9 protein-coding genes and 2 pseudogenes are annotated in these 16,180 nt (G+C 56.0%); 5 read left to right on the top strand and 6 right to left on the bottom strand.

Annotated features, from left to right (window positions below):
• A partial coding sequence (locus tag HMPREF9007_RS00480) for a site-specific integrase (RefSeq protein ID WP_008763865.1) occupies nt 1–961 on the bottom strand: 961 nt, incomplete at its 3' end.
• Between the two features lie 312 nt (nt 962–1,273).
• On the opposite strand from HMPREF9007_RS00480, the gene HMPREF9007_RS00485 reads away from it, so the two are divergent.
• The 5 genes and pseudogenes from HMPREF9007_RS00485 (at nt 1,274) to HMPREF9007_RS00505 (ending at nt 11,766) form a co-directional block, all read left to right on the top strand.
• The gene (locus HMPREF9007_RS00485) at nt 1,274–2,731 is read left to right on the top strand and encodes a DUF3945 domain-containing protein (RefSeq protein WP_007558960.1); all 1,458 of its coding nucleotides are present in this window, start codon (nt 1,274–1,276) and stop codon (nt 2,729–2,731) included.
• Nucleotides 2,732–2,734: 3 nt separating this feature from the next.
• Nucleotides 2,735–2,950, top strand: a complete 216-nt coding sequence (locus HMPREF9007_RS00490; protein ID WP_004319199.1) for a hypothetical protein — start codon at nt 2,735–2,737, stop codon at nt 2,948–2,950.
• A gap of 15 nt (nt 2,951–2,965) precedes the next feature.
• Nucleotides 2,966–5,064, top strand: a pseudogene (locus HMPREF9007_RS00495) (DNA topoisomerase).
• Between the two features lie 143 nt (nt 5,065–5,207).
• Nucleotides 5,208–5,657 (top strand): DUF1896 family protein, encoded by a 450-nt coding sequence (locus HMPREF9007_RS00500; RefSeq protein ID WP_004295482.1) that lies wholly within the window; start codon nt 5,208–5,210, stop codon nt 5,655–5,657.
• Nucleotides 5,644–11,766: pseudogene (locus HMPREF9007_RS00505) on the top strand (helicase-related protein). Before HMPREF9007_RS00500 ends, HMPREF9007_RS00505 begins: the two are co-directional and overlap by 14 nt.
• Before the next feature lie 63 nt (nt 11,767–11,829).
• Here HMPREF9007_RS00505 and HMPREF9007_RS00510 read toward each other — a convergent pair.
• The 5 genes from HMPREF9007_RS00510 to HMPREF9007_RS28130 all read right to left on the bottom strand — a co-directional run bounded on the left by HMPREF9007_RS00510 (nt 11,830) and on the right by HMPREF9007_RS28130 (nt 15,842).
• Nucleotides 11,830–12,843 carry a PDDEXK nuclease domain-containing protein gene (locus tag HMPREF9007_RS00510; protein WP_004319206.1) on the bottom strand — a complete coding sequence of 338 codons (1,014 nt, stop codon included), beginning with the start codon at nt 12,841–12,843 and terminating at the stop codon, nt 11,830–11,832.
• Nucleotides 12,844–12,978: 135 nt separating this feature from the next.
• Nucleotides 12,979–13,305, bottom strand: a complete 327-nt coding sequence (locus tag HMPREF9007_RS00515; protein ID WP_004295487.1) for a helix-turn-helix domain-containing protein — start codon at nt 13,303–13,305, stop codon at nt 12,979–12,981.
• 3 nt (nt 13,306–13,308) lie between these two features.
• Nucleotides 13,309–13,620: a helix-turn-helix domain-containing protein gene (locus HMPREF9007_RS0125530; protein WP_004303820.1), complete on the bottom strand. Its 312-nt coding sequence runs from the start codon at nt 13,618–13,620 to the stop codon at nt 13,309–13,311.
• Nucleotides 13,621–14,018: 398 nt separating this feature from the next.
• The gene (locus HMPREF9007_RS00520; protein WP_004295489.1) at nt 14,019–14,879 is read right to left on the bottom strand and encodes an RteC domain-containing protein; all 861 of its coding nucleotides are present in this window, start codon (nt 14,877–14,879) and stop codon (nt 14,019–14,021) included.
• A 105-nt stretch (nt 14,880–14,984) separates the two neighbouring features.
• Nucleotides 14,985–15,842, bottom strand: coding sequence for a helix-turn-helix transcriptional regulator (locus HMPREF9007_RS28130; protein WP_004294809.1), 858 nt, complete (start codon nt 15,840–15,842; stop codon nt 14,985–14,987).
• Between the last annotated feature and the right edge of the window lie 338 nt (nt 15,843–16,180).

Genomic DNA, 16,180 nt, shown 5'->3' with positions numbered 1-16,180 from the left:
GGGTGGCGAACGAATGGCGCAGCAGGTGCGGATAAATCCGTTTCGTGATTCCCGCTTCCCGGGCCGCTGCCTTCAGCCGTTTCGACACGATACTCTCGGTGAAAGGTTCGCCCGGTCTGTGTTCAAAAAGCCACACTTTCGGTTTGTATAGTCTGTTATATTCCGTCAGCTTTTTCATCAACGGTTTTGATAGCAGGGTGTAGCGGTCTTTTTTTCCTTTACCCTGCCGCACCCGTATCAGGGAGCGGGATTCGTTGATGTCGCCGGGTTTCAGTTCCAGCAGTTCGCTGATGCGCAATCCTGCGGAATAGAGTATGGAGAACATGCAGAAGAAGCGCAGGTCTGTCACCGTCGCGTCGAGTATCTTCTTTATTTCCTCCTTGCTCAACACGTCGGGCAGCGTCTTCTCCCGTTTGGCACGGTTCACCTTGTAACACCGCCGTTCCTGACCGAGAACTTTCTCGTAATAGAACTTGATGGCGTTGATACGCTGGTTTTGCTGGCAGGAGGATATGTTTTTCTCGTGGATGAGATACAGCAGGTAGTCGTTTATCTCGCCGGGGGTAACCGTTTCAATCTTACGCCCCTCGAAATGCTGTTGGAAATCGCGGAAATAGGAGGTATATACCCTTACGGTATGGTCACTGTAACGCACTTGCTGAAGTTTTTCCAGATAGCCTTCCGGCAGTGGCGGCCGTTTGTCTTCCTCTTTACGGGGGGCGGTTTCCTTGATGGCAGAATAGTCTATAAACGCCATTTTCACATAGCGGTCGAAGAACTCGGCAAGCACGAAATCTTCTGCCGGCAGATAAGCCCTGCCGCCGACAAGCAGTACGTTTTCTTCCTTCGACAGCGACAAGCGGATGTCATTGTCATTACCGAAAGTCACTTCGACAAATTCTCTCCCGTTTCTTATCACCGGAGAAAGTTTGATCTTGGTTTTTGGGGTATATATTTCCATGCCTCACGTTTTGTCGGATATTGAAACCCGTTTTCGCAAATTTATAAAAAAACACGGGTTATCCATGCGCTTTATTGACATTTAACAATAGATCCCGACTACCTGACAATAAGGTGAGGAGCCACGAAAATACCCTCTGCCAAATCCGTCCTTCCCGGCACTCCGTTTCTCCGATTTCCTCTGCCCTGCGCCACAAGCGGCCACTTCTGTGCCCGATGCTTCCATAGCCTTTCCAACTCTTTTACGTTCAGCCGGTTCCCCTTACTTTCGTTCCCGCATCGCTATTGGTGCTAACTAAAAACACTCGTAATTATGGACGAAAACGTAAAGAACGACGCTAAACAAGTCATGCTCGTTCAGAATGCCGACGACGGACGACTGCAAGCCGTTACCGGCGTGGATCGGGACGGCAATATCCAGACCGCCGACCCCACGGATCAGAATGTGGCGAGCCTGCTGAACGTGAACACGCAGGATTCAGCCCTCGAAGCCTTCTTCAAAAAGTTCATGGAACAGGCCCAGAACCCCGTCCACACGGGTATCTTCGTCATGACGGAGAATGCCCTGAACAAACTTATCCGCATCGACTTCGACCCGGAGATTCTGGAAAATTACCGTATCGACCCCTCCGAACGGCTCCAGACGCAGGAGCAGCGGCAGTTCGAGCCGCTGGACGTCACGAAGATAGACCTGGCGGATATGGAGAAGAAAGGTATCCGCATGGAGGACATCGAGCCGCACCTGAAAGCCATGTCTTACGGACATAAATCCAACGGGCTGGTGGAGATGAACCCCGAACTGGAGAACGGGATGCGTGTTTCCACCAAAGGGCGCGTGTCGCTCGAAGAGCAGGCGGACGGCTCGCTGCGCGTCGTGCCGCATTACTGGCAGGAACGGCCCGACCTCGACGCCCCCTTCCACGGGGTGCTGCTCGATGAGGAGGCGAAAACGAACCTGATGAACACCCGTCATGCCGGGAAAGTGATCGACCTGGAGCTGGAGCCGGGCAAGCTCACGCCCTGCTACGTGTCGATAGACAAATGGACGAACACGCTGGAACCCATGCCCGTTTCGTTACTCGAAAAACGTGCCCGCATCAAGGAGGCCGACCTCTCGGAAGGCAAGCAGATGGATTTCTACGGCGGCGGCAAGGTGTTGCTCGAAGGATATACCACCCGCGCGGGTTATAAGCGGGATGCCTATATCCAAATCGACGCGGCCGAACGTAACTATTCCTTTACCTACGACGGTTTGGATCGCAACCGCTACGCCCAGGAGAACAAGGAGATTTACCGCCAGAAGGCCGCCGAGAAAAACGGACGGCAGGAAACTACGGCCTCCGAACGACAGCCCACGCTCACGATTCACCGGACAATCCTCAAAGCCTCCGTGCCCAAAGAGGCTTATGACCAGTGGACGGAAGCGGTGAATGATCCCTCCAAGCGGGCGGATGTCAAGGCTTTCTACATCAAGGGCATGGTCAAGGACGGGCAGGGTGAGCCGTTCAACGCCTGGGTCAAGCCCAACTTCGAGCGTAACAAGATGGACTTCTTCCGCTGGAATCCCGACCGTGCGAAACGGCAGGGAGCGGAGGTCAAACCCGCCGTTGAAAGCCGTACCCAGGTCGCCGTCAATTCCGAGGGCAAGACCGTCGAAGCGGTCAAAGGTGTGAAAGAGCCGCTCAAGCAGGGACAGCAGGAAGCCACCCCGACGCAGAAGAAAAATTACCGCAGCAGCAAAAAGAGCAACTCCAAAGGTGTCAAGGTATAACGTATGAAATGGTTCTACATGCAGGCCGGAGCCATGCCGCTCCTGATCGCGGCGCTGGCCGCCTTGTACCTCCGGCCGGGTAAACGCAGCCCCCCGGAGGAGGCGGACGACGGACGGCAGTATTACGACGGGAACGGCAACCATGTCTATTACGACCGCCGGCTGATCGCCCGTCCGGAAAAAGAGAAAGAAGAAGAACTACAAGAAAACAACCACTGAAAAATCCGAATCATCATGCAAGTAATTATCGCAGAAAAGCCCTCGGTGGCGCGTGAGATCGCCGCCATCGTGGGAGCCACGAACCGTAAAGACGGTTTTATCGAGGGAAACGGCTACGCCGTAACCTGGGCCTTCGGCCACCTGGTCGGGCTGGCAATGCCCCAACAGTACGGCATCGCGGGTTTCCGCCGGGAAAACCTGCCTATCCTGCCATCATCGTTCATCCTCCTGCCCCGGCAGGTTCGGGAGGGTAAAGAGTATAAGGCCGACCCGGGTGTCGTGAAGCAGCTCGGTATTCTCCGGGAATTGTTCGGCATGGCCGAGCGCATCATCGTCGCGACCGACGCGGGGCGTGAAGGGGAGCTGATCTTCCGCTACATCTACTCTTACCTGGAATGCCGCACCCCTTTCGTGCGGTTATGGATCAGCAGCCTGACCGACCGGGCCATCCGCGAGGGGTTACAACACCTCCGCCCCGGCAACGAATACGACAACCTTTACCTCTCGGCCAAAGCCCGCAGCGAAGCCGACTGGATCGTCGGTATCAACGCCTCGCAAGCGCTTGCCGTGGCTGCCGGGCGGGGCGTCTGGTCGCTCGGACGGGTGCAGACCCCCACGCTGGCGATCATCTGCTCCCGTTACCTGGAGAACAAGGCGTTCAAGCCCGCCACCTATTTCCGGCTGAAGCTCTCCACGGCAAAGGAGGGCACGGAGTTCACCGTCCTCTCCACGGAGAAATTCGACGGCAGGGAGAAGGCGGAAGCAGCCCGCGCCGAGGTTATCGGCGTCCGAACGGTACGCGTCGTGAACGTGGAGCGCAAGGAGGCCAGGGAACAGCCGCCTCTCTTGTACGACCTGACGACACTCCAAAAAGAGGCCAACAGCCGGTATGGTTTTTCGGCAGAAAAAACGCTCGACATCGCCCAGTCGCTTTACGAGAAGAAGTTCATCACTTATCCCCGTACCGGCTCACGCTATATATCGGAAGATGTGGCCGAGGAGATTCCGGCACTCATCGGGAACATGACACGCTATCCCCGTTTCGCGGAATACGCGGGCAGGATGGATACCGCATCTCTCTCCCGCCGAAGCGTGGACAACGAAAAGATCGCCGACCACCACGCGCTGCTTCCCACCGAGAACCTCCCCTCCGAACTGGATGCCGACCACCGCATCGTCTATGAGATGGTCGCGGGGCGGATGCTCGAAACCTTTTCCGGGGCCTGCGTGAAAGAAAACACTTTCCTTACCCTGCAAAGCGCGGGACATGATTTCACGGCCCGCGGCAGTATCATGGTCGAGACGGGCTGGCGGGCCGTCCTGAATGAACCTGTCGAAGAGAAAGAGGAGGACATGACCCTCCTTCCCGACATCGTGCAAGGCGACGAGCTGCCCGTCAAAGGATGCGGCACGGAACAGAAACAGACCCGGCCGCGCCCCCTTCACACGGAATCGAGCCTGCTGGCGGCGATGGAAACCGCCGGACGCGAACTGTCCGACGAGGCCGAACGCGAGGCGATGAAGATGCCGGCATCGGCACGCCCGCCACCCGTGCCGCCATCATCGAAACGCTCTTTGCCCGCGAGTATGTCAGGCGAGAGAAAAAGTCGCTTGTACCCACGGACAAGGGACTGGCCGTGTATGCCGTGGTCAGGGACAAGAAGATCGCCGATGTCGCCATGACGGGCGGCTGGGAACTGGCCCTCTCGAAGATCGCCACCGGGGAGATGGACGCCCCGACGTTCCATCGCGGTATCGAGGTCTTCACCTCGCAAATCGCCAAAGAACTGCTGGAAGCAAGAATCGACGGCGCGGAGAGTGACACAGCCTGCCCGCGTTGCGGCAGGCCCGTGGTGTTCTATCCCAAACTCGCCAAGTGTCAGAATCCCGATTGCGGCCTGACCGTATGGAGAACCGTGGGCCGCAAGGAGCTGACCGACAAGCAGCTCGCGGAACTGCTGACCAAAGGCAAAACCGGCACGATCCGGGGATTCGTCAAAAACGGCGGCGGAACGTTCGACGCGGCCCTCACGCTCGATGACCAGTTCAAGACCTCGTTCGTTTTCGAACCGCGCGATACTCCCAGGCAGGGAAAGAGGAACAAACGGAAATAATCGTTACCTTTGCCACTGGAAAAGACCTGTCATAACGAGATACGCTTGTTTGATAAGGATTTTTTCAGTGGTCGGCGCTTCGGGTGGGAACCCGGGGCGCCTTTCTCTTCCCCGATTATCAACGACCACTAAAAATTCTTATCATGCCAGACAAGCAACACCATACCCCCACGGGGGAATTGTCCTATTACGGACTTTCGTTACTATCCTACCTCAAGGACAGCCACCCGGAACTCATCGCCGAAAGTGAGTTCATCGCCGAGCGGGCCGACAGCGCCGCCCAAGCGTACAGCGAGGCGATCCGTTCGGGCTGCAACCACATCGAGGCCGAAGAAATTGCCCGCGAGGAACTCTGCCGCGGACTGCACTTTTCACCCTACAACACGCTGGTAAACATCCTCTGGAGGGAATTCGAGGCGGAGATTCCCGAGGATACCGCCCGGCAGGCGGCTCTACGCCTGCTGCCCCTCTGCCGCGGGGTGCTGGAGAAGTACGACCTCACGGACGACTTCGCCGACACGCCCGACTACGAACTGTTCTATACCGAACTGACGGGAACCGTCCAAATACTTCTCGAAGATGGCATTCAATAAGAAAACCCACCTCCGCCAGAATATCGACGCGCTGAAGACGGCCTTCACGCTCGACAGGGAACGGCGGGCGCCGACTCCCGAAGAAGAAAGGACACTCGGCGCATACAGCGGCTTCGGCGCCATCAAGGAAGTGCTGGAAAACCCCACCGGGAAACCGGACAAGGACGGCATGGCAACGCTCGTGGCCGAGTTGCACGAGGTCATCAGGGCGAACACCCCCGACGAACGGGAATACAAGCGCTACATGGACGGGATCAAGAACTCCGTCCTGACGGCTTTTTACACGCCCCCGAAAGTGGCAGACGCCATCGTGGAGGCGATATGGGACACGCGGATCGTCCCCAAACGTATTCTTGACCCCAGTGCGGGAACGGGGGTTTTCGTCAGTGCCGTGGATTTCCACGCCCCCTATGCGGAGATCACCTGCTTCGAGAAAGACCCCGCCACGGGGTTGATCCTGAAGCACCTGCACCCCGAAAAACGGGTGCGGGTACAGGGATTCGAGCGCATCGAACCCAAATACGCCGGTTACTACGACGTGGCCGTGAGCAACATCCCTTTCGGGGACGTGGCGCTCTTCGACCCGTTCTTCTCCACCCATACCGACCCCGTGCGGCGGCAAGGCACACGGGCGCTGCACAACTATTTTTTCATGAAGTCCGTCGATATGGTACGCGAGGGCGGCCTGGTGGCATTCATCACCTCGCAGGGAGTATTGAACGCCGAGCAGGGACGCCCCGTGCGCGAGTGGCTGATGAACCGCTGCGAGCCCGTATCGGCCATCCGGCTGCCGAACAACCTCTTTACAGAACACGCGGGGACGGAGGTCGGCAGCGACCTGGTTATCCTGCAAAAGAAAGCCGCCACGGGGGAACTGTCCGAACGGCAGCGGGATTTCATCGAATCCCGCAAGCTGTCGAACGGCATCCGGATAAACAACCTTTTCCAGTCGTTCGACAGGGTGATCCATACCGAGGCCAAAGTAGGCAAAGACCCCTACGGCAAACCGGCGATGGAGTTCACCCACGCGGAGGGCGTGGACGGCATCGACCGGGAGATGCGGCGTATGCTCTCGGAGGATTTCAACCGGCATTTCAACGAGAGTTATTGCCTGGAACATGCTCCGGAACAGACACCCGGTACACCGGAGCGGGAATTGTCCCGTCCCCGTCAGGCGGAACGCCAGCGTGCCGAAAGACACGAGCCCCGCCTTGCCGGAGAAATCGTCAAGGAGATTATCGCCGATGCCCGTAACCTTCAGCAGCAGCGGGAAGAGGAGGAAAAACGCCGCGTCGTCGCCGAAATGGCGGCACAGGGCTACCATGTCGATACCGAAACCGGGGAGATTACCCGAATCGAAAACAAACCCGGACAAGTGTTACCGGATTCTGCTGCCACACCCGCCGGAGAACCGACCGGGGAGGATCTGGCCGACTTCGGGGCCTGGTCGAAGGAGCGGGAGAATCGCTTGTGGGAGCAGCACCCGCCGAAACCCGAAGATTTCGGCATGGCAGATACTCCCGTGCAGCACGTGGGCGGAATAACGGAACCGAAACCGCGGGAGGGCTTCGCCGGGTCGCTTTTCGACACGGTGGAAACGGCGGCTCCCGTACCTGCCACCCAAGCTGCCGAACCGGTAAATGTGCAGCAGGAACCGTTGCTGACGCTCTACGATCTGTTCGGCTTCAGCGCCGAGGAGCGGCGGCAGGCAGAACTCGGTATATCCAAGAAAAGGAACAGCCGCCGGGGAGCAAAGCGGAAGACGCCCCGACAACCCTCATTATTCGCCCCGGCCTCCTCTCCGGAGGAACAGAAGAGCGAAATGCCGAAAACGACGCCACCGGAGCGTGATCCCGAAGACTTGTATGCCTCCCTGAACTGGGAGGACAACCCGCCGATCAACGGCTTTTACGAGATGATGATGTCGCTTACCCCGGAACGGAGGGCGGAATTGCGCCGACAAAGCGCCCGGCAGCAGGAAACCCCGGAACAGCGGGAACGGCAGGCGGTACGCCCCCCGACGGAAGCCCCGAAAGGCAAACGGAAACAAGCCGCCGGTACGCCGAGAACGGGCGGCCTGTTCGACACGCCGGACAATCCAGAGGAGGAAGAACCCGGTAAAGAAATGCCGCAGATACGGGAGGCGGATATGAAACCCCGACCGTTCGAGGGGGAGGTCGCCCCCTATTTCCGCGAGGGAACACTCGTCACGGACGGACAAAACCGGGTCGGCTACCTGCGGGAGACTGAATCCCTGCAACCCATGTTCCACCCGCTGGAACTCACGCCTGCACAACGGACGAAAGCCTCCATGTATATCGAGATACGCGATGCCTATTACCACCTTTATAACAACGAGGCGGAAACGCTGACGGCGAACCCCGCCCTGCGGGAGATGCTCAACCGGCTTTACGACAATTTCACCGAACGCTTCGGACGGCTCAATGACAAACGCAACCTCGACCTGATCAAGATGGACGCGCGGGGGACGGAGATTCTGTCGCTGGAGCGTTACATCGACGGCAAGGCACGCAAAGCCGACATCTTCGAGCGTCCCGTGGCCTTCAATCCCGATGAGATCACGCACGCCGACGACGCTTCGGAGGCCCTTGTGGCCAGCCTGAACAAGTACGGCCGGGTGGAACCGCACTACATGGCCTCGCTCACGGGAACTACCGTGGAGGGAATACTCGGGGAACTGAAAGGACGTATCTATTACAACCCGGAAACGGACGGCTACGAGGTTGCCGACAAGTTCATCGCCGGCAATGTCATCGGGAAAGCCGAACGGATCGAGGCGTTCCTGCGGGAGAATCCCGACCACGCCCCGGCCCGGGAATCGCTGGAGGCTCTGCGCGAGGCGACGCCCAAACCCATCGCTTTCGACGACCTGGATTCAACCTGGGCGAACGGTGGATTCCAAAAGGTGTTTACGAGCGTTTCGCCTCCTCGCTCTTCGATACGGAGGTGAAGATCACCTTCGCCTCCAACCTAGACGAGTACGGCGTGAAGGCGGAAGCGACGAACGTGAAGATCACGGAGCAGTATGCCGTCAGCGCGCAGACCCGTAAGTACAACGGCCTGCACCTTTTGAAACACGCCCTGCAAAACACTTCGCCCGACATCACCAAGACCGTCCTCAAATGGGTGGACGGAGAACGGCGGGAGGTCAAAGTGCGTGACGGGGAGGCCATACAGCTCGCCAACAGCAAGATAGATGAGATCCGGGGTGCTTTCCCCGAATGGCTGCGCGAGCAGTCGTCCGACTTCAAAGACCGCCTGACAGACCTCTATAACCGTACTTTCAACTGTTACGTGCGCCCGAAGTACGACGGGACGCACCAGGAATTCCCCGACCTCGACCTCAAGGGGCTGGGAATCGACAAACTGTATGACAGCCAGAAGGACGCGATATGGATGGACAAACTGCTCGGCGGCGGGATAATCGACCACGAGGTGGGCGGCGGAAAGACCCTTATCATGTGCTGCGGGGCCTACGAGAAGAAACGCCTCGGGCTGGCCAATAAACCCATGATTATCGGGCTGAAAGCCAACATCCATGAAATAGCCCGGACGTTCTGCACCGCTTACCCGATGGCCAAAGTCCTCTACCCGGGCAAGGAGGATTTCACGCCCCGGAAGCGTGAGCGCATCTTCCGGGAGATACGCAACAACGACTGGGACGTCGTGATCCTCTCGCACGAACAGTTCGGCATGATACCCCAGTCCCCGGAGATACAGCAGGAGATATTGCAGGCCGAGCTGGACTGTGTGGAGGAGAACCTCGAAGTGCTCAAAGCACAAGGCAGGGACGTTTCCCGCGCCATGATGAAAGGGTGTCAGAAACGCAAGGCCAACCTGGAAGCCAAGTTGCAGAAGGTGGCGCACGCGCTGGAAACACGCAAGGACGACGCCGTGGACTTCCGCCTCATGGGTATCGACCACCTCTACGTGGACGAGAGCCACAAATTCAAGAACCTGACTTTCACGACCCGGCATGACCGGGTGGCGGGCCTCGGAAATCCCGAGGGGTCGCAGCGGGCGCTCAACATGCTTTTCGCGCTGCGTACCATACAGCAGCGCACGGGCCGCGACCTGGGGGCGACGTTCCTCTCGGGAACGACCATCTCCAACTCGCTCACGGAACTGTACCTGCTTTTCAAGTACCTGCGCCCGAAGGAACTGGAGCGTCAGAATATCCGCACCTTCGATGCCTGGGCGGCCATATTTGCCAAGAAAACCATCGACTACGAGTTTTCCGTGACCAACGAGGTCGTGCAGAAAGAACGGTTCCGATATTTCATCAAGGTTCCCGAACTGGCCATGTTCTACTCCGAGATTACAGATTACCGCTCGGCGGAGGATATAGGGATCGACCGACCGCAAAAGAACGAGATATTGCACAATATCCCGCCGACACCCCAGCAGACGGAGTTCATAGAACGGCTGGTGCAGTTCGCCAAATCGGGCGATGCCACGCTCCTGGGCCGCCTGCCGCTCTCGGAGCGGGAGGAAAAGGCGAAAATGCTCATTGCCACAGACTACGCCCGCAAGATGTCGCTCGATATGCGTATGATAGACCCCGAACTATACAGCGACCACGTGGACAACAAGGCGAGCCACTGCGCCCGTATGATTGCCGGTTACTACCGCCGTTTCGAGGCGTACAAAGGTACGCAGTTCGTATTCTCCGACCTGGGAACCTACAAACCCGGAGCGGGGTGGAACGTCTATTCCGAGATACGGCGTAAACTCGCGGAGGATTACGGCATACCCCAAAGCGAGGTGCGGTTCATCCAGGAGGCGACCTCGGAAAAAGCGCGCAAGGAGATGATCGCCGGTATGAACGCCGGGAAAAATCCGCGTACTCTTCGGATCGACCGAGATGCTCGGGACGGGAGTGAACGCGCAGAAACGCTGCGTGGCGATACACCACCTGGACTGCCCCTGGCGTCCCAGCGACCTGGAGCAGCGCGACGGGCGGGGAATACGCACCGGGAACGAGATCGCCAAACTCCATGCCGACAACAAGGTGGACGTGATATTATACGCCGTCGAGAAGTCGCTCGACGCCTACAAGTTCGGGCTGTTGCACAACAAGCAACTGTTCATCCGCCAGCTCAAGACCAACAACATGGGAAGCCGTACCATCGACGAGGGGGCCATCGACGAGAAAAGCGGCATGAATTTTTCCGAGTATGTAGCCGTCCTCTCGGGAAATACAGACCTGCTGGACAAGGCCCGCCTGGAGAAGAAGATCGCCACGCTCGAAAGCGAACGCCAGGCATTCGTGCGCGGCAAATCATCGAGCCGCTACAAGCTGGAGCAGATCACGGAGAAGATAGAGAAGAACAACGACCTGATACGGCGTATCGGCAAGGATCTGGAACACTTCAAGGCCCGCGTCGAGTTCAACGAGGACGGCTCGTACCGCAATCCCGTGAAACTGAACGGGCTGGAAACCTCCGACCCCAAGCTCATCGGGAAACAGCTCAACCGTATCGCCGAAACGGCACGCACGCTCGACAGGCTCGAACCCATCGGGAGCCTCTACGGGTTCGAACTGCTCGTCCAGAGCGAAACGACCGGGAAAGACGGGCTCGACCTGGTGCAGAACCGTTTTTATGTCCGGGGTGAAGGGGATTATCTATACCAGTATAACTACGGGAATATCGCCTCCGACCCGCGACTGGCGGCGATGAACTTCATCCACGCGCTCGCGACCATCGAGCCGACACTGGAAAAATTCCGGAAAAAGAACGAGGAACTGGAGAAAGATATTCCCGTCCTGCGGGAAGTGGTGGAAAGTTCCTGGCGCAAGGAGCCCGAACTGACGGCCCTGAAAACTGACCTGACGGAAATAGACCGCAGGATACAGCAAAGCCTCAAACCGATAGAAGAGAGCGAGGGAAAGGAGGCGGAGGAGGATAACGACGTGTGCCGGGAACGGCATGACACGGCGGAAGAGCTCCCGAAGGAAGACAACACGGCGGCCCGTATTCCTTCCCGGCTGCGGCAGATTGCCGACGCCTCCGGGGGGCGCATCGTGATCGCGGGCGTGGGCAGCCCGCCGGAGAACGGCCCCGCAAAGAAAGGGATTAAGATGTAAGCGAAAAGCCGACGGAAGTACAGATTTCCGTCGGCTTTTTTCATATGCCCATGAGCGTTGTTGTCACACTTCCTGCAAGAGTGTTTGCAGCTCCTCCTGCGTGGGAAGATAGGTCATGTACTGGGCGGCGAAGACCTGCTTTTCATCTTCGGGCAGCGTATAACGGACGACCGCGTCGTTTTTCTCCGCGCAGAGGACGATACCCACCGGAGGGTTATCCCCGGGATTCATCAACTCACGGGTGTAGTAATTGACATACATCTGCATCTGCCCCAAATCCTGATGGGTCAGCTCCCCGGATTTAAGGTCTATTAAAACGAAACAGCGGGCCAGGTAATTGTAAAAGACCAGGTCGATGTAGAAATGCTTGTCGTCGAAGGAGATACGCTTCTGTCGCGCGACGAAGGCGAAGCCTTTCCCGAGTTCGAGCATCAAGCGCTGCAAGCGGCTGATGAGCAGTTGCTCCAGATCGGTTTCCAGAAAATGCTCTCCCTGGGGGATACCGAGAAACTCCAGGATATACGGGTCGCGGATGATCTCTTTGGGTTCGACACGCCCGGGTTCGGTACGGGAAATCTCCTCTTTCACGGCTTTCTTGTCTCGGCTGGCCAGCAGGCGGTCATAGAAAAGCGTGTTGATTTGGCGGTCGAGCTGCCGGACACTCCAGTTTTCCTTGACGCACTCGTGCAGGTAAAAATCACGGGCGGCATCGCCCGACACCTTGAGAAGCGTGCGGCAATGCGACCAGCTCAATTTATCACACAGCGTGTGATATTTCGGGTAGCACTGGTAAAACTGCCTCATGTACCGCAGGTTGGTGGCCGTGAACCCGTTTCCGAACTCCGCCACGAGCCGCCTGGAAAGGGTGTTGATGACAGCCTTGCCATATCCGGCACGGCCGGTTCCCTGCTGCTCGTACTCCACTATATATTTCCCTACCTGCCAGTAAGCCCTCACGAGGGTCGAATTGACATGATGTATCACCTTCGCGCGCGCTTCCTGCAAGATATGGCGCACGTTATGCAGTAGCTCTTCCTCCCCTTTGTCGGCAGGATATATTTTATCTGTTTCTTTCATTGTTCATTATTATATAGGCTTCCAAGTGCAAACATACTGATTTTACGGCAAATATCGAACGGTTGTACCGCCTTGTCGTGCCTTATTCCATGTATCTCCGCGTTTTTCCATGACGCCGGACTCTCGGGACAGGGCCTAACCGGAACCGGCAGGACGATCCTTTTTCAGCTTGCGGAAATTACTGAAGTTACGCTCGATGAACCGCAGGACGTCCGATTCCCGGTAGAAGGTCTTGTGATAGATCATCTCGTAAGGCAGCTCTCCCGAGGTGCGGTAACGCTGGAGTGTGCGCTTGCTGATATTGAGCATACGGCACAGGTCGTAATTGTCCAGAAGACGCTCCCCGTCAGGCAGGATGGAAAGCGGTTGCTCCACATCCCCCGCGCACAGCTTCTCAATACGTTCCAGCCGTTCCGAGAGCCGCTGCATCCATCCGTCGAAATATTCCTTATCCAGAAACATGGCCTACTCCTTTGGTCGGTTTTTGCGCCGCACGGAACGCTCCTTCAGCACACGGCGGATTTCCGTGAGGGAATAATACAGCTTCCGGTTGATGGCCGAATAGGTGATCACGTGATCCGAGCGGAGGCGTTGAAGGGTACGCCCGCTGATGCCCAGGTAACGGCAGACCTGCTCGCCGTCCATCCATTCGTCGTTTATATACTCCTTATTCCATGCACGCCCCTTTTCAGGGAGAGAGGCGATTGCAGCCTCTATTTTCTCTATACGCCCGACAAGCTCGTTATAGGCTCGCGAACCGATCACTATGATTTTCATACTCCTTTGTTTTTTAGTCTGTTACAAAGGTCGGGCTTATATGGACAGCTTAAAACGAGGTCGGTACGACTTTTTTTTGATAATTTGCAGTGAACTGATTCTCAACGGTTCATGCGGTGAAGAAGGCAGTGTTTTTTACCGAAATCCGCGGCCCGTACTCGGTATTTTTATTGGCAGAAATGCGATAGCATACTGTGATTCAACGCTTAACGGTGTTCTAATCCGGACGGGGCTACAACGGAACACCCGTATCGGCTCCTTATACGGGTGCAAATACGGGCGTTCGGGAAAGTTCCTTTCGAGAGTTACGGGGGAAAACCGACCTCGGTTCTTTTGTTATATACAACGCTGATTATCAGTGCTTCTATAAGAAATAGAGTGCTTTACCGGTTCATGTTCTACTCGGAATTGCCGTTTTTCTTGTTTCGCTTCCACGTCTGCATACGTTTAAGCAGGGCCTCTTTCGCCTTGTCAAGCCACGGTGTCGGGTTGTTTCGGATTTTCATATCGCAGAATGTCCTCGAAAGGTTCATGTCGAGGTGTACGTTGAAAGCGTTGGAAATGTAGCTGGCAAGTTGCGTGAGTGGCACATTGCCGAAACAGCCTTTACTGTCGAGCAGGTAAATAAGTTCCGTCAGATCCGTCTTCGAGTCCTGCCATGTCGGACGCACGTCAGGCAATGGCAGAACCATGTTCCGGAGGTTCGTGCTCTCCAGTGATTCCAATTCGCCCATAAGATAAACCGACAACATATCGTTGGCCAGGATTTTCGCCACCTTGAAATCCGCGTTTGTCGAAAACTGCGGGTCGAGTTCATAGTAGAAGGTTTCCAGGTATTGCTCCGTGTCGGTCTGCCCGCGCAGGAAATAGAGGCTGTCCAGGTGTGTAGCGCCGCTGCGGAAATAGCGGATAAAGTCGAGGCGTTTCTGCGTGTACGCGTTGATGGCCCGAACATGGGCGTCCAGGTACTCCCGTTGTGCCTCGATACTTCCTACCGGACGGTTCATCTCGATATTGTAGAGCTTGCGGTAATAGATCAGACGGCAAAAAAGACGAGGTTTGATTTCTTTGAAGAACTTTATTTCCTCGTCATCGTTTTGAAAACGGTAGCCGATGATATATTGTTTCAAACGGTCGAACGCTTCTCCCAGGACACGTGACGCTTCAAGCGACTTTTTCAACACGTCGGTATCCCGCGATTCGATACGTTCGATACTCCGCAGGACTTCGCTGTTTAATTTTTCTATAAATGCAATCATAATCCGTCTTGTTACTTTCGCGTATAAAGTTAGCGAATCGAAAAACCGGCGGATTACGATTTTTATCTTTCTCTTCGTTTTTTTATCACGGAGCCGATTTTAATGTCAGATCCGACCTTCCTGGCGGATGGAAGTGGGATTGCTCCCCATATTCCGCTTGCAAAAGTCCGTAAAGTGGGATTGGGCGGAGAAACCGCACATGTAGGCTATTTCCTGCAACGTGTAGTGTGTCGTCCGCAACAACTCCCCGATACGTTCGATACGGCGCTGACGTAACCACGAGGAGGCCGAGCAGCCGAAAACCCGCTGGAAACGCCGGCGGAAGGTAATCGTGCTGGAATACCCGCAAACCCCGGCGAGTTCCGTGACGTTATCCGAGGCAAGATAATTCGATTTGACACGGGAGATGAACTCGTAATCGTCCCCCAGGTGCAACAGCTCCTCGAACTCCCCGACATCGGCGGGAGTGAGATGTTCATAAGAGGCGTCGAGCATTTTCAGCATGACAGCAGCGTTACATTCAACGGGCATACCCAATGTCTTACGGGCTTCACGCAGGTAATTCTTGAACCGCAGCCGCAGCGTGTCGTGATGCGGGTAGGAACACTCGGACAGAATGGTGCAAACCGTCCGCAGTTCATCGACACAACAGTAGCCGAAATACCACGTTACAAGACGCTCGACGTAATGGACGACATGAAATTCCTCCGAAAGCATCAGAAGAAGCAGGAACGGGGTGAAATCCTGGTATTCCCTCGTTATGGGACGGGGTGCTTCGTCAAGCAAGGAGGCGATGTCCCGCATCAGCAGAGAATCTCCCGAGTACGCTTTTATTTGTTCGGAACTGCGGGCATAATCCCGGTAACGCGATATGACCGCCGACAAAGCATTGAACTTCACGGCGTGAACGCCTTCTATAAAGGAAGGGCGAAGACTGTTGTAAATGGATAAGTCGGTTTGCATAAGTCATTTCTATAAAACGGAGCCGCATCCCCTTGTTGCCAAAACTCCGCAAGTCGTTACTTATGAACCGCTTGGAACACGGTACGAATCCTAATTACAAATATATCGCATCTGATAATCCGGAACAAATATCAGCAGGTAAAAATGAAAATAAACCTCGTTATTTTTGATTATTACCTGCAATAATATTATATTTGCAAACAAATAAGAGTTGTTTGACAGCATGAGAAATATAGTGTATCAAAGCACTTTACCAATTTCTTATCCGTTGCCCATTCTCATGCGAGTTTCTTTTAATCTATTTGTAGTCAATTAAATACCTTCAGACTACATCAAAT

Origin of the sequence: Bacteroides sp. 1_1_14, from assembly GCF_000162515.1 — a bacterium.
GTDB classification, from domain to species: Bacteria; Bacteroidota; Bacteroidia; order Bacteroidales; family Bacteroidaceae; genus Bacteroides; species Bacteroides thetaiotaomicron.
This window is presented reverse-complemented; position numbering and strand designations above follow the sequence as displayed.